The following is a 21,566-nucleotide window of genomic DNA, read 5'->3' on the forward strand; positions in this document are numbered from 1 at the left end:
TCAGGGCCACGGTCAGGGCCACGGTCAGGGCCACGGTCAGGGCCACGGTCAGGGCCACGGTCAGGGCACCGTCGAAAACCTCTCCTGGCGCGGGTTGCGGGTGGGGGTGTTGACCCTTTCGGACAGTCGCGACCTGTCATCGGACAAAAGCGGCGCGGCCCTGGAAGGGGAGGTGCTCAAGCTGGGCGGCACGCTGGCCGGGCGGGAGATTCTGCCGGATGAGCTGGAGCGGATCAAGGAACGGCTGGTCGCCTGGGCCGATGACCTGGGTCTGGATGTGGTCCTGACCACCGGGGGGACCGGTCCGGGGCCGCGGGATGTCACCCCGGAGGCGACGCGCGCGGTCTGCACCCGCGAGCTGCCCGGTTTCGCGGAGCTGATCCGCCAGGCCGGTCTGGAACAGGTGCGTTCCGCCGTGCTCACCAGAGGGGTGAGCATGTTGCGCGGCAATACCCTGGTGGTCAATCTGCCGGGATCGACGCGGGGGGCGCTGCACAGTCTGGGGGCGGTGGCGGATCTGATTCCCCACGTCCTGCGCATGGCGCGCGGTGGGGGGCATTGAGAAGAGGAGGATGCGCGATGATCGGATTTGACGAGGCGTTCGCCACGGTGCTGGCCGAGACCCGGCCCGTGGAGGATGTCGCCCTGGTGGCGGTGGCCGAGGGGTTGGGCCGGGTGCTCTCCATGCCGGTGATCGCGCCGGCGGATGTGCCCAATCACGCCAATTCGGCCATGGACGGCTATGCGGTCCACACCGCGGATCTGTCGCGGGAGGGGAGCGTCACCCTGACCGTGGTGGCCGATCTGCCGGCGGGCGACCGGCTCGAGAGACCCCTGGGTGCCGGGGAGGCGGTGCGCATCATGACCGGCGCGCCGATTCCGCCCGGCTGCGACTGCGTGGTGATGCAGGAGCGGGTGCGGCGTGACGGCGACAAGGTGGAGATCCCGGCGGGGTGCCTGCCCGGCGACAACATCCGACCGGCGGGCGAGGATATCCAGGCCGGATCGGTGGTGCTCCCCAAGGGGTGCCGGTTGCGTCCCGCCCATCTGGGGTTGTTGACCTCCCTCGGCTTCGAGCGGATCGAGGTGTACCGGCAACCGGTGGTGGCGGTGCTCTCCACCGGCAACGAGGTGGTCGAGGCCGGAACGCCCCTCCTGCCCGGCCAGGTCTACGACAGCAACCGCACCGCGTTGCGCGCCGCGCTCCTCGCCCTGGGGGTCAAGGTGCTCGATCTGGGACTGGTGAGGGATGATCGCGAGGCCCTGGCCGCCGCCTTCGCCCGAGCCGGACACGAGGCGGACGCGGTGATCAGCACCGGCGGGGTATCGGTGGGAGATTACGATCTGGTCAAGGAGGTGCTGGTGGGCCAGGGTTCGATCCACTTCTGGCAGGTGGCGATGAAACCCGGCAAGCCGCAAGCCTATGGACGTCTCGGTCAGGCCCGTTTTTTCGGTCTGCCGGGCAATCCGGTCTCCGGCATGACCGTCTTCATGCTCATCGTCCGGCCCGCGCTCCTGAAACTCATGGGCGCGCGCGAAGAGCCCCCCCGGCGCATGCGCGCCGCGTTTCGCGGCATGCTGCGCAAAAAACACAACCGCCGCGATTTCCTGCGCGGCATCGCCCACTTCGACGAAGCCGGCCTCTGGGTCGAGACCACCGGACCGCAAGGCTCCGGGATCCTCACCAGCGTGGCCAGGGCCAACGTCCTGATTCTTCTCCCCGAGGCACCTCTGGAGCTGCACGACGGCGACCCGGTGACCATTCAATGGATCGAACATGACTGATCAACCCCGCTTGACCCATTTCGACGAACAGGGCGCGGCCCGCATGGTGGACGTGTCGGCCAAGGCGGTGACCGAACGGGTGGCCGTGGCCGGCGGCGCGGTGACGATGGCCCCCGAGACCCTGCGGCTGATCCTGGATCGGGGCGTGGCCAAGGGGGATGTGCTCGAAACCGCCCGTCTGGCCGGCATCATGGCCGCCAAGCGGGTGGATCTGTTGATTCCGCTCTGCCATACGCTGGATCTTTCGTCCGTGGCGCTCTCCTTCGAGTCGGACCTGGAGGGGCATCGCATCCTGATCCGCGCGGTGGTCAAATCCCTGGGCCGAACCGGGGTCGAGATGGAGGCCATGACGGCTGTTGCCGTGGCCGGGTTGACCATCTATGACATGTGCAAGGCGGTGGACCGGCGCATGGTGATCGGCGCGGTGCGTCTTTTGGAGAAGAGCGGCGGCAAAAGCGGGCATTTCGTGCGCGATGGGGACGGGATCTGACCCCATGGCCCTGATCGACTCCTTCGGGCGCGCCATCCGCTATCTGCGCATCTCGGTGACCGACCGCTGCAATCTCCAGTGCGAATATTGTCGCCCGGCGGGCGGGCCGCTCATGCCGACCCACCAGGAGATGTTGACCCTGGAGGAGATCGCCCGGCTCTGTCGCCTGTTCGTCGGTCTCGGCATCGACCGGATGCGTCTGACCGGCGGCGAGCCGCTGTTGCGGCGCAATCTGATCTGGCTCGTGACCGGGTTGACCGCCCTGCCCGGACTCGACGAACTTTCCCTGACCACCAACGCCATGCTTCTGGACCGGTTCGCGCCGGAACTGCGTCGTGCCGGTCTGGGACGGGTGAACATCTCCCTGGATACCCTGGATCCGGAAACCTTCGCCCGCATCACCCGAGGCGGCCAACTGGCCCCGGTGCTGGCCGGCATCGAGGCGGCGGTGGCCGCCGGGTTGCATCCGGTCAAGATCAACATGGTGGTGATGCGCGATGTCAACGCCCATGAGATCCCGGCCATGATCGCCTTCGCGGTGCGGCACGGTCTGGTGTTGCGCTTCATCGAGACCATGCCCGTGGGACGGGCCGGCATGCGTACCACCCCCCATTTCGTGCCGGCGGAGGAGATCGTGGCTTTGGCCCGCGCCGGCGGCGGGGCCGAGCTGATCCCGGTGGAACGCTCCAGGGAGCGCGGCTCCGGTCCGGCCCGCTACTTCCGCATCGCCGGCAGCGACACCGAGGTGGGGATCATCTCCGCGCTGTCGCGCCACTTCTGCGACACCTGCAACCGCATGCGCCTCACCTCGCGCGGCGAGTTGGTGCTCTGTCTGGGCAACGTCGATCAGGTCGATCTCAAAACCCCCTTGCGCACCGGTGCCTCGGATGCGGAACTCATTGAGATCATTCGTGCCGCCGTGGACCGCAAACCGCTCCGTCACCACTTCGACACCGGTCCCGAGGTGGTCGAATCCCGAGAGATGTCCGGCCTGGGCGGTTGATGCCCTTTCTTGCGCGTCACCATTCAGGCCCCCTGCGATAGTGGTGGGGAAACTGCCGCGCCACGGGCCTTTCAATCCGCCATTCCACGCCAGCCCCCACAAACCCGACAACCCGGATCCTTGGGAATCGCCACCCGCATGAACAGATGATCCAACGGGTTGATCAGCCACAGCCCCCCCGCGCGCACCGACCCAACCCCCAACGTCAGCAACTCGACCACCATTTTGGCCTGCAATGCGGCAATCTGACCCGCGATCGGCCCCAATACCCCCGCCGTGGCACAGGTGGGAACCACCGGATCCCTGCCGCATCCCTCCTCGGGCTCCGGATGCAAACAGGCATAACAAGGCGCATGAGGATCCACACCAGGCAAGAAAACCCCAACCTGACCCTCAAAACCCAGAACCGCGCCGGAAATATAGGGAATCCCCAACGCCAGACAGGCGCGGTTCAACAGATGACGGCTGACGAACGTGTCACTGCCGTCCACGGCCAGATCACAGGATTCCAACAGGGCGTGGATGTTCTCCGGAGTCACGCGCTCCGGAATCGGGGTCACACGCGTTTCGGACGCGACCGATTGCAGCGCGTGACGCGCCGAAAGAACTTTGGGCTGACCAAGACGGGAGGTGACATGCAGGATCTGACGGGGCAGGTTGGATAACGCCACACGATCATCGTCGGCGATCACCAGATGGCCGATCCGTGCCCTGGCAAGCAGCAAGGCAAGCGGACAACCGAGGCCGCCCGCACCCAGAATGAAGACCGTCGCGGATTGCAAACGGGTATCGAGTTCCGCCTGGGTCGCGAAACGTCGTGCGTCCAGTGGGATCATCAGGATCGACTCGCCATGAACGTGACCAGCATGGGGTCACCAGGATCCCACCGGCGGGGGTGGATCGAACGATCCCCCACCCCCGCTGGGAGGGCCAGCGTCAAGCCCTCGGGGTCAATAGTCCTTGTACTTGGCCACGACCACGCCACTGACGATCAGCTGACCCTGCACCTCGATCAACGGATAACGCGAGTTGAGCGGCTTCATGTATTGCCGGTTGCCATGCACGATCAACTGCTTCAAGGTGGCGCGATTGTCTTCGCTGGTGCGCGCGATCAGGTAGCGGTTGTGCTCGGCCTTCATGGTCGGATCCACGATGATCAGTTCGCCCTCGGTGAACTCCGGCTCCATGGAATCATCCGGAACCTCGAGCGCATATGCCTTGGCGCTGGTGCGCGGGGCCACGGGGATCCAGGCCTTGACGTTCTCCGGATGGTGGGATTCGGCGGTTTCCGGCGAATAGGACTTGGCCTCTTCCCAGGTGATCAGCGGGATGCGGGCAATGACCGGAACACGATAGCCCTCGGCGGACTCCGAAACACCGCTCACGCCGGGGCCGGAACCGGGAGGTCCACCCAGGCTCATTTCGCCTCGTCCGGTATCCAGCCAGATCGGATCCACGCCGCAGGTCAGGGCGATGGCCACGGTGCGTCTGGAGGAACGGGAACGACCGCACTCCAGTTTATGCACCGCCGTTTGGCTGATGCCGACGCGATCGGCCAGTTGCTTCTGGGTGAGGTTGGCGTATTTGCGAGCCGTTTGGATGCGGTCGCTTAAAGTCAGGGTGCTGGTTCTGTCTGTCATGGTGGGTTTGCGTCCTTTAATGAAGATTGGTTGCGTCAAGGGTAGGTTTATACTTTTTGGAAGCCGATTGCAACCTTTTTTCTCAATACTTATCAGGAAATGCAGGATCCGAAATGATTATTTGGTTTGTTTTTTGAAAATTTTAAATTATCTTGCATTTGGGCATCCATGCCTAAAAAAATATTTTTCTGAATTGAAAATCAAAAATAAGAAAATTCGGTTATTTTTGTTGCTTGATATGATGTTAAAAAAATGCAATAATCGGTTGTCAGTGTCACGTTTTGAATGTCTTTCATTCACGGTAGTGATTGTTTGCTGGCCAATGGCGCGGCAGGGCATTTTTTCAAGTGGAGGTTTCGAGTGGCGACTTCATCTGGCAACAAACCGATTTCCAAGGCTTCACGACCCAAGGTGACCGCCATCCAGACGGAACGGGTGGATGCCCTGATCGCTTCGGCGCGCAAGTCCAGGGATGAACGCATGGGGGGTTATCGGGAGCGGTCCCTGGCGTTGCACCCATGGGTGTGCGCCCGATGTGGTCGCGCGTTCAATCGGGAGAACCTGAGCGAGTTGACCGTGCATCATAAGGACCATAACCACGACAACAACCCGGCTGATGGGCGCAACTGGGAAAATTTGTGTATCTATTGTCACGACAATGAACACGCCCGTTATGAAGAACATCAGGCATCTTTTCCGGGGGATGGTCTCTCTGAGTCATCGGAATCAACCGCGACCTATCACCCTTTTGCCAACCTTAAGGAACTGTTGGCACGGAAACAAGACTGAAGATTATACCTGCTCATTGTTTTAGACAAGTGGAAATGGAAAAAACTCCCAGAAAAATGCATCAGGGTCATGAACTTCTCGCCGGGACGGGCCGGGAGTTTGATGGTGGGATATAATTCTGGTGAGAAATGAAAGAGTTGTCGATTGTTGTTCCCGGGTGGGGAACAGGCAAAACTTTCAGATCCAAACGTGGGTGTTTGTGGTGCGCTCCTGACAACCATGTCGGAAAGAGGGGGCGATCAGGAATCCTCCTCGTCGCCCAGGTCGTGAAAACCAACCTGAAGGATGAGTCGGGCCAGTTGTTCGCTCATGCGTTGCGTGTGGGCCTTGCACAGCCCCTTCTCCGTCCCCTGCTCCTTCCAGCGGGTTAGAAGTTCCTTGCAGGAGGTGGTGCCGAGTTCGTCATGGAACCGTTTGCAGTAGATCTGCGTCAGGGTGTAAGCCTGCTCCTTGGCCTCCTCGTCTCCGGGCTGGTCGCGACCGGCCACCAGACCGATCGCCAGCAGACCGCCGGTCAACATGCCGCAAGTCAATTGCAGCTCCGAAAAGCCGCCGTTGAACGGGGTGGCCAGTCGGGTGATGGTGGTCGGGTCGAAACGATGCGGAGCGAAGATCTCGGCAAAAGCGCGCACGATCGCCTCGGCACACGAGAACTGACCATCCGCGTAATACTGACGGGCCAGCGCGCCGATTCGGCGCACGATCTCCTCGTCGCCGGGGCGGGTCGCGGTGAAGATGTCGGGGGAGTCGGGCATCGCGTGCCTCCAGGTGGCCAGTGGCCGGTTGGGTGGCCTGGCGAGCGTCAGGCGGGGCGATGGATGACGAGATGAATTTCATCATCGTTGCGCTGTTGGGTCTCCACCAGAAGCCCTCGTTCCTGAAGTCGCGGATAGAGCGGGTAGGGAATCCGGTTGTGGATCACCCGCAAACTCTCTCCGGGATGCAGGAAGGTCACGGCCTCCAGGATGCGCAGCATCGGTTCGGGAGCAGGCAGGTCGCGGACATCCAGACTGGTGGACATGATCAGGAAATGACTCGTCTTTGTGGGTGGGTGGAGAAGATGTTTCCAAGCCATTTAAGCATATGTTAATACGCTTGCCAAGTGGGACGCGATGATCTACATAAGAGAGGTGTCCCATCCGATCCCTTGGATGGGCGAACGGTTCCCGCAAACACGGGCGGTTGGCGGGTGAAGGATGGATGAGACTCTTTTTCCCCTGTTTCTGCGTTTGAGCGGGCGTCCGTGTCTGCTGGTCGCCGGTGGGGCGGAGGCAACCCGCAAGGGCGAGGCGTTGCTGGCCGCCGGAGCGCGCCTGCGCATCCTGGCCCAAACCCTGGATGCCTCCCTGGATGGCGCGGTGCGGGATGGGCGGGCCGAGTGGTTGCGCGGGCCCTTCGATGAGCGCATGCTGGCCGGGGTGTGGCTGGTGGTGAGCGACTCCCCGGACCAATCGTTGAACGCGCGCCTGCATGCCGCCACCCTGGAGCGCGGGATCTGGCTCAACGTGGTCGATCAACCCCGTTTTTGCACGGTGATCTGGCCGGCGGTGGTGGAACGGACTCCGGTGACCGTGGCGATTACCACCGGGGGACGGGCGCCGGCCCTGGCGGGCTACATCCGGCGGCGCATCGCGGCGGTTCTGCCGGAGCGGTTGGGGCCATTGGCCGAGCGGTTGGCCGAGTGGCGGCGCGCGGTGCCGGGTGGATTGGCGGCGCGCGGTGCCTTCTGGAAGCGGTTGCTGGACGCGGGACTGGCGGAGCGGTTCTTGAACGGGGACGAGGCCGGCGCGGAACGGATGGTGCGCGAGGCCCTGCGCGACTCCCCGGATGAACCGTGATCGCCAGGATGTCGAGCTGAAACCTGGTTGGGCCGGGTGTCTGGATGGCTGTCGAGGGGTTGCGCGGTGTGGAGGAGACGATGATCAAGAGGATTCCGGTTCGGCAGTTGCGTGCGGGGATGTGGGTGCACGATTTCAATCACGACTGGAAGGATCCCTGTTGTCAGGATCGGGATCCGAACGCCTTTCGTGGCCCGAAGATGGTGCGCACCGACGAGGAGGTGGAGGCGGTGATCGCGCATGGGATCGCCGAGTTGTACATCGACACCGCGCGCGGTGTCGATGTGGAGGAGGCCCCCTCGGCGGCGGAGGTGCAGCGCATGCTCGAGGCGCAGCTGCGCGATCTGGCCGACGACGATCCGGACGAGATGGATCGCGAGGTGCCGATGGAGCGCGAGATCCATCAGGCCGCCAAGGTCAAGGCCCAGGCCCGTAGCCTGGTGGGCTCGATCCTGGAGGATGCCCGCCTGGGCAAGCAGGTCACCCTGTCGCCGGTCAAGGACGCGGTGCGCAACATGGCCGACTCCATGTTTCGCAATCCGGATGCCATCCTGTCGTTGAGTCTCATCAAGCAGAAGGACGAGTACACCTTCATGCACTCCGTGAATGTGGGGGTGATGTTGATGTCCTTCTGCCGGATGATGGGCATGGACGAGGAGGAGATCATCAACGTGGGTGTGGGCGGGATGCTCCACGACATCGGCAAGATGCGCACCCCCGAGGGGATCCTCAACAAGGCCGGCAAGCTCACCGATGAGGAGTTCCTCATCATGAAAAAGCATGTCACCTTCAGTCGCAAGATCCTCTCCGAGACCCCCGGCATCGCCGAGGTCAGCATGCATGTGGCGGCCCAGCATCACGAACGTTACGACGGTTCCGGCTATCCCCAGGGGCTCAAGGGGGATCAGATCAACACCTTCGGGCAGATGGCGGCGATCGTGGATGTCTACGACGCCATCACCTCCGACCGTTGCTATCACAAGGGCAACCCACCCCATCTGGCCTTGAAACGGATGCTCGAGTGGAGTCGCCACCACTTCAGCATCGAGCTGTATCAGAAATTCGTGCAGTGCGTGGGCATCTATCCCATGGGTACCCTGGTGCGCCTGGAGAACGGACTGCTGGGAGTGGTGAGCCGTCCCAATCACGAGAGTCTGCTTCATCCGGTGGTGATGGTGATCATCAACGGCAAGACCGGTCAGAAGCTCGTGCCCAAGGAGGTCAACCTCATGGCCTACAAGAGCGATCCCGCCTCGGGGTATTACATCAAGGGACACGAGGATGCCACCAGGTGGCAGGTCAACCCGATCGATTTCCTGCCCAACGCCAAACTGTACGAATGATTGTTCCACGGTTCCCGCCCACCCGCGCCCGGCCATCCCACCGGCACGGGCGCGGAACCGGTGTCGCCCGAGGGGGTGATGGGGTGCACGGTCGTTGTCGGCTCTTGACAGGGTGGGTCTTAATAGTTGATAATTTCACTAGGTTATAGCGTCGAAAACAACCGCTCCTCCGTGGCGAGTGCGGAGCAGCCGGATCGTGGGGATCGTGAAGGGGAACATGGATCACATCAAGGATATCCTGGCCAGGAAACTGGCCTACGAGGCGGATGGCAAACAGGCCATGGGCGTTCATCTGCCTGACGAGACCGCCAAGGCGCTGCGTTGGGAGCTGCATCAATACTACGGGGCCGATCCGGGCGAAACGTTGACCACGCTGTATGGCATGGAGGTGCTCTCCCTGGATGCCGGAGAGATCCGCTTCGAGGGGTGATCCGGGTCCGCGCGGGCGGACCGGACCGGGTGATGCGAGCGGGCGCCGGGCTCAGGCCGCGGGCCAGGGCAACCGTCGGGAATAGCGACCGAGGGCCTCGATCAGGCGCGGCTTGGTGATCGGCTTGGTCAGATGTTCGGTGCAGCCGGCCTCCAGGGTCTGGCGTTCGTTCTCCGCGAAGGCGTGGGCGGTCAAGGCGATCACCGGCACCGGATCGAAGCGGTGTGTTCGCTCCCAGGCGCGGATCGCCCGCGTCGCCGCGTAGCCGTCCATCACCGGCATCTGCACATCCATCAGAATCAGATCATAATGGTGCCCGGAGGTGACCCGCGACACCGCCTCCCGACCGTTCTGGGCCACGTCGAGACGGTGCGGGGCGCGCTTCAGGAAGGTCTTCACCAACAGGATGTTGTCCTCGGAGTCATCGACGATCAAAATATCCAGTCCCGCCTCGGATGGGGTGCTCCCCGTCGCCTCCGATGCGACGCCGGACCCCTTCGCCAGGCGCGATCCGCTTCGGGTCGGATCCTCCGGGGCCAGGGTGAGGGGTTCGACCGGGGTGTCGCTCACCCGGAAACGGGCGGTGAAACGAAACACGCTCCCCTGACCCGGTTCGCTCTCCAGAGTCATCTCCCCGCCCATCAGATCCACCAGCCGCCGCGAAATGGCCAGTCCCAGCCCGGTTCCGCCGTATTGACGGGTCGTCGAGGCGTCCGCCTGGGTGAAGGCCTCGAACACCTGGGCCTGCTTTTCCTTCGGAATGCCGATGCCGGTGTCCGCCACTTCGAACAGCATGCCCGCCTCTCCCAGATCCGGACGCGGCACCACCCGCAGGGTGATCCGGCCGACGTGGGTGAACTTGATGGCGTTGCCGATCAGATTGATCAGGATCTGCCGCAACCGCTTGGCATCCCCCTTCAGGCCGTCCGGAATGGTCGCGTCGATCTCCAGGATCAACTCCAACCCTTTCTCCCGCGCGCGCATGCCCATGATCTCGACGATCCGATGCAGCGACTCGCGTAGCGGAAACGGCGCGCACTCCAGTTCCATGCGTCCGGCCTCGACCTTGGAGAGATCCAGGATGTCGTTGATCAGTTCCAGCAGACTGTCCCCCGCCTTGCGGAAGATGCGCACGTAACGCATCTGCTCCTCGGTCAATTCCGACTCGGCCAGCACCTCGGCCATGCCCACGATCACATTCATCGGCGTGCGGATTTCGTGGCTCATGGTGGCCAGGAATTCGCTTTTGGCGCGATTGGCCTCCTCGGCCTCCAGCTTGGCTTCGAGGAGGGTGGACTCGGCTTTCTTGCGTTCGGTGATGTCCATGGCCATGGTGATGATCAACCCGTCCGGATCTCCGGTCGCCCCCATGGGGCGGGAGCGCACGATCCAGAAACGCTGTTCGCCCGGTGACGGCTCGATGCGCCATTCGGCCTCCTTGAACGGCGCATCCGGCGGAAACGTGGCATCGAGCAGTCGCAACGCCGCTTCACGCTCTTCGGGCGGAAACACCCGTTCCACCCAGGCGGACAGGGTGCCGATCTCGCTGGAAAGTTGACCGGAAAGGTCGCTCCAGCGTCGGTTCACCAGGATCACCGCGCCATCGGCGGCATGGATCATGATCGGAATCGGCGCGTGCAGCACCGTGCGGCGCAGACGCTCCTCGCTCATCCGGTGGGCGCGGGTCATGGTCACGGCCTGGGCCAGCGCCCGTTCGCGACTCGAGGTCAGCGACCATCCCACCAGCCCCAGGGCCAGACTGATCGCCAGCCCCGCGATCAACACCAGGTTGGCGCCCAACTCCGGATGGAGCTGAAAGAACGCCGGGGTGGCGCTGAAACGGTGCAGCCAGCCGCCCCCCTCCTCGCCCCCCCGGATGATCTGGCTCCAGTCGGAGGGGTCCGGGGTGCCGGCCAGATCCGGGTGGGAGTCGTGGATCAGGGCGGTGGGGCGCAACACCGGGCCATCGAAGAGTTCCACCCGGATCTGGCCGGACTCGTCGCGAAACATCTGTTCGAAGAGGGTTTTGGCATCGTGGACGATCACCACCCAGCCGAGCAGGGCCTGACGTCGCTCCTCGGGGCTGGAGAGGACCATGCCGGCCCGATAGACCGGGGTGACGCGCATCAGTTCGTATTGGGTCTGGCGGTCCGGTCCGGGGCGGGGGACGGGCGGGGTGAAGTGGGAGATGCCGGAATCCGCGGCCTGACGCAAGGTTTGGCGGCGTCGCTTTTCGGTGCCGATCTCCTGACCGGGCACAAAGGGATGCCGCCCCTCCTCCAGGGTGAAATCGTGGGTGAGGATCAGGAGATCTTCCCGTGGTTCATCGCTGCGGAGGCGAAAGTTGGGATCGTTCAGGCGTCGTCGGGCCTCCCGTTCGAACCGCTCCCGATCCGTGGCCGCCACCGGTTCCACGAAGCCGATCTGGAGCACCCCCGGATGGCGTCCCCGCGGGGCGAGGGCGGCTGCGAAGGTTTGCCACTGTCGGGCGGTGATCCCCCCTTCCGAGGAGAACCAGGTGGCCATGACACGGGCGATGTCGGAGCGGGCCTCCAGGCGATGGCGCGCGTTCTCCCGCAGCGCTTCGGAGAGTTTCAAGAAGCGGTCGCGACGGGCCTCCGCGTCGCGGGTGGTCTCGTGTTGCCAGAACCACAAGGTGCAGGCAAACCCCAAGGCCAGCAACAGCCAGGGGATCAGGCGCGGATGGGAACCGGAGCGGAGACGGTCTGCCATGGGGAGCGCGCGGGCATCCTCGCGAAACGTAAGGGGTATGGGTCGTGCCTGTCGGTGCGACCGGTTGGGGATTCTGATCGACAGAATAGCGCAAAAAGATGGGGCGCGACACCTGGAAATTCGATCTTGGCTGCAAGGGTTCATCTGGGAGGCGGGGGTGATCAAGCTTACAGTAACGATTGTCAGGCCGCGTGCGTCACGCATGCATGGCGCCTTTGAACACGGAGGGATCACTTCCATGACGGACAGACAGGACAGTCGGCGCGGGCTCCCGCCCCCCGCGGTGAACGCCCAGCCCACCACATCCAGTCGCTTCCGACGCGATCTGGCCGAGCTGGGACGACAGTTGCGCGCGATCATCGGGCATCGGGTGGACGGGTTCGACGCGGACCGGCTGGAGGCGGACGTGCGACGGCTGGAGGCGATCCGCTCGTTGCGCCATTTCGCGCGGGTCTATTTTCCCCATTATGTCTCCGACTCCGAAAGTCTGTTGCACACCTGGCTTTTCGAACGTCTGCCGCTTCTGGGCGCCGGCGCGGGTCGAGGGTGTCGGTTGGCGGTGGCCGCGCCGCGCGGCGAGGCGAAATCCACCCTGATCACCCAGATCTTCGCCCTCTGGCGTCTGCTCACCGGACGCAGCCGTTTCATCCTGATCGTGATGGACGCCCAGCACCAGGCCGCGACCATGCTCGAGGCGATCAAGGCCGAGCTGGAGGTCAACCCCCGTCTCAAACGGGATTTTCCGGATCGCTGCGGTGCCGGGAATGTCTGGCGGGCCAACGTGCTGGTGAGTCGGGGCGGGGTGAAGATCCAGGCCGCCGGCTCCGGGGCGCGGCTGCGCGGTTTGCGGCATGGGGCGGCGCGACCCGATCTGGTGATCTGCGACGATCTGGAGAACGATGAACGGGTGCGCATGCGCACCCAGCGCGACAAACTGGAAAACTGGCTGAAAAAAACCGTGCTGCGTCTGGGTCCGCCGGATGGTTCCATGGATCTGATCCTGGTGGGCACGGTGCTGCATCACGATTCGGTGCTGGCGCGTCTTTTGGCCGATGGCGCCTGGGAGTCGCGCCGCTTCCAGGCCATCGTGCGCTGGCCGGACGACATGACCGCCTGGGAGCGCTGGCGGGAGATGCTCCTGGTCGAGGGTGAGACCGCGGCGGACGCCTTTTATCGGGAACGACGCGCGTCCATGGAGGCCGGGGCCATCGTCTCCTGGCCGGGGATGCGGAGTCTGGAGAGCCTGATGAAGATTCGCGTCCGGGATGGCGCGGATGCCTTTGACGCCGAGTTGCAGAATCAACCCATGCAGGAAAACGCCCCGTTCGCGGCGCTCCATTTTTGGAACGGCGAGCCTGGCGAATGGCTCTGTTTCGGCGCGGTCGATCCCTCCCTGGGGAAATCGGGTGGACGGGGGGATCCTTCGGCGATTCTGGTCGGCGGATACGATCCGGCCAGCGGCGTGTTGCATCTGCTGGAAGCCGACATCCGGCGTCGTTCGCCGGATCGGATCATCGCGGATGTGATCGCCCTCCAGGCACGCCATGGGTGTCGGGCATGGGTGGTGGAGACGGTGCAGTTCCAGGAGTTTTTCAAGGACGAGCTGGTCAAACGCTCCGCGCAGGCCGGGGTGCCGGTTCCGGCGCGTGGGGTCAAACCGACCCGTGACAAGGGGTTGCGCATCGGCGCGCTGCAACCCCATGTGGCCAATGGCCTGATCCGCTTCCGGCGCGAACAGACGGTGCTGCTGGATCAACTGCGTCACTGGGGCGAACCGGATGCCCACGACGATGGTCCGGATGCCCTGGAGATGCTGTGGCGTGCCGCCCGGGATGGGGCCGGCATGGTGGGCGAGTTCCATGCCCTGGGCGTACCACGGGTCGGGTGGGAGAGTCTCGAACGGTTGGATGCGGGGTTGGGCGCGGAGGGGTTCGGAAGCCTGCCGGGAGGGGTGGGTTGGCACGGCTTCTGAGACCGGGTGAGGCGGATGCGTTGCGCGCGGGTCCGGATTTGTCGATAATTCGAACTTCGCCCCCCTGTTGACCGGATGGGGGCCTGGTGATCCCCTGGTCCGGGCAACCCGAAGCGGGGGTCCGTTCGACAACATCCGATCGGAAGCGGAGCGTTCAATCTTGGTCTGGCATCGTATTGTGGGGAGGCGTGCCCGCGTCGCGGGAGTGGCGGGCCTGGTCATGATGGCCCTGGGGGTGGAGATGGTCGCGCCGGTTCGGGCCGAGGAACGCCCGCTGGATCCGGAACGGCTCAAACGGATGCTGGCGGATTCGGAGCGGCAGTTTGGTCCGGAAAGCAGCGTCACCGCCACTGCCCTGACCCAGTTCGGCGAGATCGATTTGGCCGCGGGACGGGATCGGGAGGCCGAGGCGACCCTGACACGGGCCCTGGCGATCCTAGAGAAGCGCCTGGGGGCGGACCACCCCGAGGTGGCCGAGGCGCGTACCCGTCTGGCGCGCGCCAAAAGCCGACTCGGAAACTTCACCGCCGCCCGTGCCCTGCTCGAGGCGGCCTTGCAGGGGCTGGAGCGCTCCCTGGGCGCCGAGCATCTCAACACCGCCAGCGCGCGGATCAATCTGGCCCGTCTGCTCATGGCCGATCCGGAGCATCGCGAACGGGCGGCCAGGCTGGTGGAGGAGGCTTTGCCACGCCTGACCCGTGGCCTCTGGGCCGATCATCCGCGCGTGGCCGAGGCGTGGATGGTGTTGTCGCGCATTCGTTTCGCCCTCGGGCGGCATGACGAGGCCCTGGAGGGGTTGACCACGGCACTCACCCTGCGCGAGAAGAGCCTGGGGGGCGATCATCCGCTGGTGGCCGAAACGTTGCGCGAACGGGGTCATCAATTGATCGTGCGCGGCGAAGCCAGGAGCGCGGAACCGTTTTTGCGCCGATCGGTGGCGATCCTGGAGAAGGGAGGCGAGGGGGCTTTGCCGGAGTTGGCGGAGAGTCAGGAGCGGTTGGCCGAGGTGCTGATCGCCCTGGACCGGCGGCAGGAGGCCGAGGCGCTCTTGAAACGGGTACTGGCGGCGCGGGAAAAGAGTCTGGGCAAGGAGCATCCGGCGTTGGTGAAGGTGTTGAACGATCTGGCGCTGTTGCGTCTGGCGGTCGGAGATGTGGCCGGCGCCGAGACGCTGTTCAAACACGCCCTGACGATCGCGCGCCAACGGATGGGCAACGACCATCTTCAGGTGGCGTTCATCCTGAGCAATCTGGCCCAGATCGAAACGCGGCGCGGCCACAAGGTGGAGGCCGAACGTCTGTTGGATCAGTCGGTGGCCACGGCGGAACGGTTTTTCAAGGATAATCCCCTCGGTCTCTCCGACTGGCTGGCCAACCTCGGCGTGATTCTGCACAAGGAGGGGTCGCGGGAGCGGGCCGAGCGTCTCTTGCGGCGCGCCGAGGAGATTCTGGTCAAGAAACTGGGCCGGGATCATCCCCAGGTGACGCGGGTGACCCAGGCGATCCAGACCCTGGCGAAGATTCCGCCCGCCGCTTCCAGGGGGGGCGTCATTCCGGAGCCCCCAGCTGTTTCAGAGGCACCCGCCGCCACCGGCGTCGCTTCCGTCCCGGCCAGGCAGGCAACCGCTTCCTCGTCCGCCGTGCCGGCGCCCGCCGCGCCTGCCGTGTCCGCCGGGGAGCCGGTCTTGCCGGCGGTTCGGCAGGGCTACACGATCACCCCGGCCACCATCGTGCCCCTGGAGCCTTTGCCCGCCCCATCGACCACCAGCACCGCGACCGTTCCACCGGTGGCGATGGCCCCCGAGCGGGCGCGGCCCGCGGCGGAAACGGTGCCATCCACCGTCGTATCCGGGAAGTCGGCCCACCCGATCAAGGGATCGTCTCTCAAGGATGGACCGGCCAGGGAGGTGAAGCAGGGGGCGGTGGTGCATCTCTCCTGTTTCGCCATGGCCAGTCCGCATGCCGAACAGTTGGGCGCAAAGATCCGCGCCATGTCCTATCCGGTTTATCGCAAATTGATCAAGAACGGGGAGACCAGTTTCGAATGTGTTTTCGCCGGGCCGTTTCCCAGTCGTTCGGAGGCCGAGGTGGCGGCGGAGAAGATCCGGGTCGGCGCTGGGGTGGAGAATCCCCTGGTCGGCCGTTACACGCGCGGGGAGTAGGAATCGATCTCATCCCGCACCATCTCCGTCCAGCCTCGCGGACGTTACACGCGTGGGGCGTTGAACCGCACCCGGCTTGGGATGTGTAGTTTTTATTGGTGAAAAACAAAGAGAGGATCTGGGAGATTCCTATTCCAGGGTTTTGATTTTGTCTTTGACTTTGGCGCGCTCAAAAGAAGCATTTTTCACGATTTTTGCGAAAAATGCGTCGCGCGCAGCCTTGCGAGAAACGACGCATCCCAAAATGGGTGCGGTTTAGGCTCCGGTTCCGGGAGCGTGCGGCGTGTTTCTGCGTCTTGGCACGCATCTGGCCAGTCTGCCCCGGTTCCGGGAGCGTGCGGGGTGTTTTTGGGGGGGTGGGAGGTGGAAAGGGATCCGCCTCCTCGTGCGTCAATCGGTTGGATCGTTCCTGGGGCGGCGGATGACCATCCAGGAAGGGGAGCGGAAACGGACGATCATCGCGTAGAGTGCGATGTAACAGGAGATGAAGATCCCCACGAAGATCACCAGCATCAGGGTGTTGTTCCAGAAGAGGATCGAGGGCGCGATGGAGAAGGAGGCCAGAACCCAGAGGTAGGGGGAGGTCAGGGAGTTGCGATAGGTGATGTCCGCCGCCTCCCGGGAGCCGACCATCCAGCGGACCAGGCGTCGATAGACCAGGGAGTGGAGATGGATGGCATCGGCGATGCCGGTGCCGGTACCGCGCAGGAATTTGCGTCGGTAGATGGTGAAAATGGTCTCCCAGACTGGATAAATCACCACCAGAAGCGGGAACCAGGGTGAAACCTGCGGATTGCGGGATACCAGCAGCACCGAGATTTCCGCGATCATGAATCCCCACAGATAGGCCCCGCCATCTCCGGCGAAGATCAGTCCCAGCGGATAGTTCCAGGTCAGAAAGCCCAGGGTGGCACCGATCAGGGCCAGGCAGTAGAGCATCAGATAGCGATCGCCGACCTCGTTGCAGACATAGGCCAGGGCGCTCAGAATCATGATGACCACCATGCCGGCCAAGCCGTTGAAGCCGTCGATGATGTTGATCGAGTGGGTGAGACCGCCCACGGCCAACAGGGTGAAGAGGGTGCTGATGAGGAACGATTCGGCCAGCCAGTCATCGATGAGCGGAATGCCCAGGTGGATGATGCGGGCGTTGAGCAGCCAGATGCCCAGTCCGGCGGATACGAAGCTGCCGATCAGGCGGGGCAGGGGTCCGATTCGTTTCAACAGATCTTCGGCGATCCCGAGTCCCCAGACCGGCACGGCGACCAGAATCAGCAGCCAGGGGTGGATGACGTGGCCATGGAAGTTGATGAGGGCCACGCCGGCGAGCATGCCCGCCAGCAGGGGGATGCCGCCGATGCGGGGGGTTTCGGAGTTCGCATGGAACTTCTGCGGTCCGCCATCCACGTGGTCCGAGGAGAGATGCACATGCAGACGCGCAAAGCGGATCAGGGTCGTGGAGATCAACCATGTGGCCAGGAATGCGATGAAGAGGATGTCCAATGCTTGTCTCCGGGGCAATGCGGTTTGCCCCTTGCATCAAAAATAACCGCGCGGATTCTCCTGGTTGAGGAGGGCCGTGCCCGGCTTGTCAAGCATGCGGGTCCGCATGGTTCTTGCCGGCTACCATCTGGAACTTATCAGATCGCACTTTATCATGCATTGACGCTGATGACATCCAATTTGTTGATAGGGACGTATTTATTTTTTCGTCATTCTGCCAGGATCCTGTCGTGCCCACCCGCCATTGCCACGGATCCCGGGATGTGTTACAATACGATTATGTTGATTAATCGATAAAATTTTAATTATCTTCCCGGTGCCGTCCGAATGGGGTCAGGAACGCATGTCCATCACCGAAGAGACGATCCGCCATGTGGCCACGCTGGCCCGTCTGGAGATCTCCGACGCGGAGATCCATACCTACACCGACCAGCTTGCGCGCATCCTCGGTCTGATGGAACAGCTGCGCGCGATTCCCACCGACGGGGTGGCATCGATGTCCCATGCCGTGGCGATGACCACTCCGGAACGGGAGGATCGGGTCGTCAACGAGAATCGTCGCGATGCCATGCTCACCAATGCCCCGGATGCCGAGGAGGGGTGCTTTCGAGTCCCGAAGATCATCGAGTGATGACCCGTCGTTGAACTGGAATCCGCGTGGGGAGCGTCCCGCGCGCCTCCCGAGCCCGCGAACCCCTGGGGGTGTTCTGGAAGCTCGGGAGTTTCAAGGCCGTACGTACCATCCAGCAAGGATACCCCGGAACGTGGAACCAACCATCCCGACCTTGGCGCAAGCGGCCCGAGCCCTGGCCGCGCGCGAGATCTCCAGCGTGGAACTGACCCGCGCCTGCTTGGCGCGCATCGAGCGGTATCAACCGGCCTTGAACGCCTTTGTCACCGTGGACGCCCAGGGGGCCCTGGCCGCCGCCGGGGAGGCCGATGCCAAACGGGCGCGCCACGAGCCGGTTACCCCCTTGACCGGCATTCCGCTGGCCATCAAGGATATCTTCTGCACCGAGGGGTTGCGCACCACCTGCGCTTCGCGGATGCTCGAAAATTTCCTGCCCCCCTACGAATCGACCGTCACCACGCGCCTGCGCGCCGCCGGGGCGGTGGTGCTCGGCAAGACCAACATGGACGAGTTCGCCATGGGCTCCTCCAACGAAACCTCCTTTTTCGGTCCGGTGGCCAACCCCTGGGATCTCAAACGCACCCCCGGCGGCTCCTCGGGCGGCTCCGCCGCCGCCGTGGCGGCAGGGTTGTGCGTGGCCGCGCTGGGCACCGATACCGGCGGTTCGATCCGACAGCCCGCCGCCATGACCGGCATCACCGGCCTCAAACCCACCTATGGCCGGGTGTCGCGTTTCGGCATGATCGCCTTCGCCTCCTCTCTCGATCAGGCCGGCCCCATGACCCGCGACATTGCCGATGCCGCCCTGCTGCTCCAACAGATGGCCGGACACGATCCCAAGGACTCCACCTCCATCGACGCTCCGGTGCCCGATTATGGCGCCGCGCTCGATCAACCGGTCCGGGGCCTGCGCATCGGTCTGCCGCGCGAGTACTTCGCCGAGGGACTCCATCCCGAATCCCGTGCCGCCATCGAGGCGGCCATCGAGGTCTATCGCGGGCTGGGCGCGGAGATCGTGCCGGTCTCGCTGGCGTATACCAGCCACGCCATCCCCACCTACTACATCATCGCTCCTGCCGAGGCCTCCTCGAATCTGGCCCGCTACGACGGTATCCGCTTCGGTCACCGTTGCGACCAGCCCAGGGATCTCAAGGATCTCTACGCCCGCACCCGTGCCGAGGGGTTCGGCGCCGAGGTCAAGCGACGCATCATGCTCGGCACCTATGTCCTCTCCTCGGGCTACTACGACGCCTATTATCGCAAGGCCCAGCAGGTGCGGCGCCTCATCGCCGAGGATTTCGCCCGTGCCTTCCGCGACCATGATCTCTCGGTGATCCTCACCCCGACCGCACCGGAGACCGCTTTTGAACTCGGCGCCAGGAATCAGGATCCGGTCAGCATGTATCTGTCGGATATCTTTACCATCAACGTCAATCTGGCCGGGTTGCCGGGTGCCTCCCTGCCGTGCGGCTTCGATGCCAGGGGGTTGCCGATCGGCTTCCAGCTCATTGCCCGACCCCTGGATGAGTCCGCCATCCTCACCGCCGGACACGCCTATCAACAGGCCACTCAGTGGCATGCCGCCCGCCCCGGAAACACGCCATGACCATCCAGGACCGCTATGAAACCGTGATCGGGCTGGAGATCCACACCCAGCTCGCCACCCGTTCCAAGATCTTCTGCGGCTGTCCGAACCGCTTCGGCGCGCCGCCGAACACCCAGATCTGCCCGGTCTGCGCCGCCTTTCCGGGTGTGCTTCCGGTACTCAACACCGCCGTGCTCGATCTGGCCATCATGACCGGCCTGGCCCTCAACGGCACGATTCGCACCCGAAACGAGTTCGCCCGCAAGAACTACTTCTATCCGGATCTGCCTGCGGGCTATCAGATCTCCCAGTTCGAACAGCCCATCGTCGAACACGGCGCGCTGATGATCGAACTTGAGGATGCCCCGCGCAAGCGCATCGGCATCACCCGCGCCCACATGGAGGTCGATGCCGGCAAGAGCCTGCACGAGGGGATCGTGGGGGCCTCGTGGGTCGATCTCAACCGCACCGGCACCCCGCTTCTGGAGATCGTCACCGAACCGGATCTCCGTTCCGCCGCCGAGACCGGGGTGTTCCTGAAAAAACTCCGCGCCTTGGTGCGTCATCTCGGAGTGTGCGACGGCAACATGGAGGAGGGATCGTTTCGCTGCGACGCCAATGTGTCGGTGCGTCGCTTCGGCGATCCCAAACTCGGCACGCGCGCGGAGATCAAGAACCTCAATTCGATTCGCAACGTCATGCGTGCCATCGATTACGAGGTCGAGCGACAGATCGACCTGATCGAGGCCGGCGAGAAGGTGGTGCAGGAGACTCGCCTGTGGGATGCCAATCAGAACCACACCCGCACCATGCGCGGCAAGGAGGAGGCCCACGATTACCGCTATTTCCCGGAGCCGGATCTGCCGGTGGTGGTGATCACCCCGGAGCGGATCGCGGCGGTGCGCGCCACCATGCCCGAGCTGCCGGACGAAAAATTTGCCCGGTTTCAGGCCGAGTTCGGCTTGAACGATTACGATGCCGGGGTGCTGACCGCCGACCGGGAGATGGCCGATTACTTCGAGGCCGCGTTGGCCGTGGCCCGTCCGGCGGATCCCAAGACGGTGGCCAACTGGGTGACCGTGGAGCTGCTGGGTCGGCTCAATCGCGAGGGAATGGAGATCGGTCAGTCGCCGGTGTTGGCCGAGGCGCTTGGCAAGTTGGTTCACATGATCCACGCCGGGGTGATCCACGGCAAGATCGCCAAGACCGTTTTTGCCCATTTGTGGGAGCAGGGGGGCGATCCCCAGAAGATCGTCGAGGAGCGTGGTCTGGTCCAGGTGTCGGATCAGGGGGCCATCGAGGCCGAGGTGGATCGCGTGTTGGCGGCCCACGGCGAGAAGATCGCGCAGTATCGGGCGGGCAAGACGCAGTTGCTGGGATTTTTTGTGGGTGAGGTGATGAAGGCGACCCGTGGCAAGGCCAATCCGGGGGTGGTGAACGGGTTGTTGAAGGATAAGCTGGCCTGAAGCGGATGGGGGGAGCCCCCCTCATCCCCCTCCCTTTACCCTGGACCTCCCTTCGGGAGTTCCAGGGTCATGGCGTAAAAATTTCTTATCTTAAACTGCACCCATCACGGGATGCGTGGTTCCATGATCAAGGCTCCAGGGGCCATTGGCCCCTGGAGCCCGCCAACTTGGGGGGTTCTGGATCGTTGTTGCGGTTT

Annotated in this window: 19 protein-coding genes; 13 read left to right on the forward strand and 6 right to left on the reverse strand. The window is 63.9% G+C overall.

Annotated elements, in window-relative coordinates; genetic code table 11:
• The 4 genes from ACV4UY_RS03895 to moaA form a co-directional block, all read left to right on the forward strand.
• Window positions 1-562, forward strand: a 562-nt coding sequence (locus tag ACV4UY_RS03895) for a MogA/MoaB family molybdenum cofactor biosynthesis protein (RefSeq protein ID WP_491606340.1), incomplete at its 5' end; no start/stop codon positions are given.
• 17 nt (window positions 563-579) lie between these two features.
• Window positions 580-1,785: a molybdopterin molybdotransferase MoeA gene (moeA, locus tag ACV4UY_RS03900; protein WP_491606341.1), complete on the forward strand. Its 1,206-nt coding sequence runs from the start codon at window positions 580-582 to the stop codon at window positions 1,783-1,785.
• Window positions 1,778-2,275 carry a cyclic pyranopterin monophosphate synthase MoaC gene (gene moaC / locus ACV4UY_RS03905; RefSeq protein ID WP_491606342.1) on the forward strand — a complete coding sequence of 166 codons (498 nt, stop codon included), beginning with the start codon at window positions 1,778-1,780 and terminating at the stop codon, window positions 2,273-2,275. The genes moeA and moaC overlap by 8 nt, the downstream gene beginning before the upstream one ends.
• A gap of 4 nt (window positions 2,276-2,279) precedes the next feature.
• The gene (moaA, locus tag ACV4UY_RS03910) at window positions 2,280-3,278 is read left to right on the forward strand and encodes a GTP 3',8-cyclase MoaA (protein ID WP_491606343.1); all 999 of its coding nucleotides are present in this window, start codon (window positions 2,280-2,282) and stop codon (window positions 3,276-3,278) included.
• 71 nt (window positions 3,279-3,349) lie between these two features.
• Here the strand turns inward: moaA and ACV4UY_RS03915 are convergent, their stop codons facing one another.
• Together ACV4UY_RS03915 and ACV4UY_RS03920 are read right to left on the reverse strand one after the other, a co-directional pair.
• Window positions 3,350-4,114 carry a HesA/MoeB/ThiF family protein gene (locus tag ACV4UY_RS03915; protein WP_491606344.1) on the reverse strand — a complete coding sequence of 255 codons (765 nt, stop codon included), beginning with the start codon at window positions 4,112-4,114 and terminating at the stop codon, window positions 3,350-3,352.
• A gap of 114 nt (window positions 4,115-4,228) precedes the next feature.
• Window positions 4,229-4,918 carry a LexA family protein gene (locus ACV4UY_RS03920; protein ID WP_420906638.1) on the reverse strand — a complete coding sequence of 230 codons (690 nt, stop codon included), beginning with the start codon at window positions 4,916-4,918 and terminating at the stop codon, window positions 4,229-4,231.
• A gap of 411 nt (window positions 4,919-5,329) precedes the next feature.
• Here ACV4UY_RS03920 and ACV4UY_RS03925 point away from each other — a divergent pair, with 411 nt between their 5' ends.
• Window positions 5,330-5,707: a YajD family HNH nuclease gene (locus tag ACV4UY_RS03925; protein ID WP_491606420.1), complete on the forward strand. Its 378-nt coding sequence runs from the start codon at window positions 5,330-5,332 to the stop codon at window positions 5,705-5,707.
• Window positions 5,708-5,946: 239 nt separating this feature from the next.
• Here the strand turns inward: ACV4UY_RS03925 and ACV4UY_RS03930 are convergent, their stop codons facing one another.
• Entirely contained in the window at window positions 5,947-6,462 is a 516-nt protein-coding gene (locus ACV4UY_RS03930; RefSeq protein WP_491606345.1) for a C-GCAxxG-C-C family protein, read from the reverse strand.
• A gap of 47 nt (window positions 6,463-6,509) precedes the next feature.
• A complete protein-coding gene (locus ACV4UY_RS03935; protein WP_491606346.1) occupies window positions 6,510-6,728 on the reverse strand; it encodes a DUF2249 domain-containing protein in 219 nt (72 codons plus the stop codon).
• Between the two features lie 175 nt (window positions 6,729-6,903).
• Here ACV4UY_RS03935 and ACV4UY_RS03940 point away from each other — a divergent pair, with 175 nt between their 5' ends.
• The 3 genes from ACV4UY_RS03940 (at window position 6,904) to ACV4UY_RS03950 (ending at window position 9,318) form a co-directional block, all read left to right on the forward strand.
• Entirely contained in the window at window positions 6,904-7,545 is a 642-nt protein-coding gene (locus ACV4UY_RS03940) for a precorrin-2 dehydrogenase/sirohydrochlorin ferrochelatase family protein (protein ID WP_491606347.1), read from the forward strand.
• Between the two features lie 44 nt (window positions 7,546-7,589).
• Window positions 7,590-8,888 (forward strand): HD-GYP domain-containing protein, encoded by a 1,299-nt coding sequence (locus ACV4UY_RS03945; protein ID WP_491606348.1) that lies wholly within the window; start codon window positions 7,590-7,592, stop codon window positions 8,886-8,888.
• Window positions 8,889-9,105: 217 nt separating this feature from the next.
• Complete coding sequence (locus ACV4UY_RS03950) at window positions 9,106-9,318, forward strand: hypothetical protein (protein WP_491606349.1); 213 nt, start codon at window positions 9,106-9,108, stop codon at window positions 9,316-9,318.
• A 51-nt stretch (window positions 9,319-9,369) separates the two neighbouring features.
• Here the strand turns inward: ACV4UY_RS03950 and ACV4UY_RS03955 are convergent, their stop codons facing one another.
• Complete coding sequence (locus tag ACV4UY_RS03955) at window positions 9,370-12,051, reverse strand: ATP-binding protein (RefSeq protein ID WP_491606350.1); 2,682 nt, start codon at window positions 12,049-12,051, stop codon at window positions 9,370-9,372.
• Window positions 12,052-12,289: 238 nt separating this feature from the next.
• Here ACV4UY_RS03955 and terL point away from each other — a divergent pair, with 238 nt between their 5' ends.
• Window positions 12,290-14,023 carry a phage terminase large subunit gene (gene terL / locus ACV4UY_RS03960; RefSeq protein ID WP_491606351.1) on the forward strand — a complete coding sequence of 578 codons (1,734 nt, stop codon included), beginning with the start codon at window positions 12,290-12,292 and terminating at the stop codon, window positions 14,021-14,023.
• 220 nt (window positions 14,024-14,243) lie between these two features.
• A complete protein-coding gene (locus ACV4UY_RS03965) occupies window positions 14,244-16,184 on the forward strand; it encodes a tetratricopeptide repeat protein (protein ID WP_491606352.1) in 1,941 nt (646 codons plus the stop codon).
• Between the two features lie 390 nt (window positions 16,185-16,574).
• Here ACV4UY_RS03965 and ACV4UY_RS03970 read toward each other — a convergent pair whose 3' ends face one another.
• Complete coding sequence (locus tag ACV4UY_RS03970; protein WP_491606353.1) at window positions 16,575-17,687, reverse strand: MraY family glycosyltransferase; 1,113 nt, start codon at window positions 17,685-17,687, stop codon at window positions 16,575-16,577.
• A gap of 343 nt (window positions 17,688-18,030) precedes the next feature.
• Between ACV4UY_RS03970 and gatC the strand changes: the two genes are divergently transcribed.
• From gatC to gatB, 3 genes are all read left to right on the forward strand, one after another.
• The gene (gatC, locus tag ACV4UY_RS03975) at window positions 18,031-18,318 is read left to right on the forward strand and encodes an Asp-tRNA(Asn)/Glu-tRNA(Gln) amidotransferase subunit GatC (RefSeq protein WP_491606354.1); all 288 of its coding nucleotides are present in this window, start codon (window positions 18,031-18,033) and stop codon (window positions 18,316-18,318) included.
• 133 nt (window positions 18,319-18,451) lie between these two features.
• Window positions 18,452-19,924, forward strand: a complete 1,473-nt coding sequence (gatA, locus tag ACV4UY_RS03980; RefSeq protein ID WP_491606355.1) for an Asp-tRNA(Asn)/Glu-tRNA(Gln) amidotransferase subunit GatA — start codon at window positions 18,452-18,454, stop codon at window positions 19,922-19,924.
• Complete coding sequence (gene gatB / locus ACV4UY_RS03985; RefSeq protein ID WP_491606356.1) at window positions 19,921-21,369, forward strand: Asp-tRNA(Asn)/Glu-tRNA(Gln) amidotransferase subunit GatB; 1,449 nt, start codon at window positions 19,921-19,923, stop codon at window positions 21,367-21,369. Before gatA ends, gatB begins: the two co-directional genes overlap by 4 nt.
• Window positions 21,370-21,566: the final 197 nt, after the last annotated feature.

Source organism: Candidatus Magnetaquiglobus sp. (assembly GCF_058402785.1).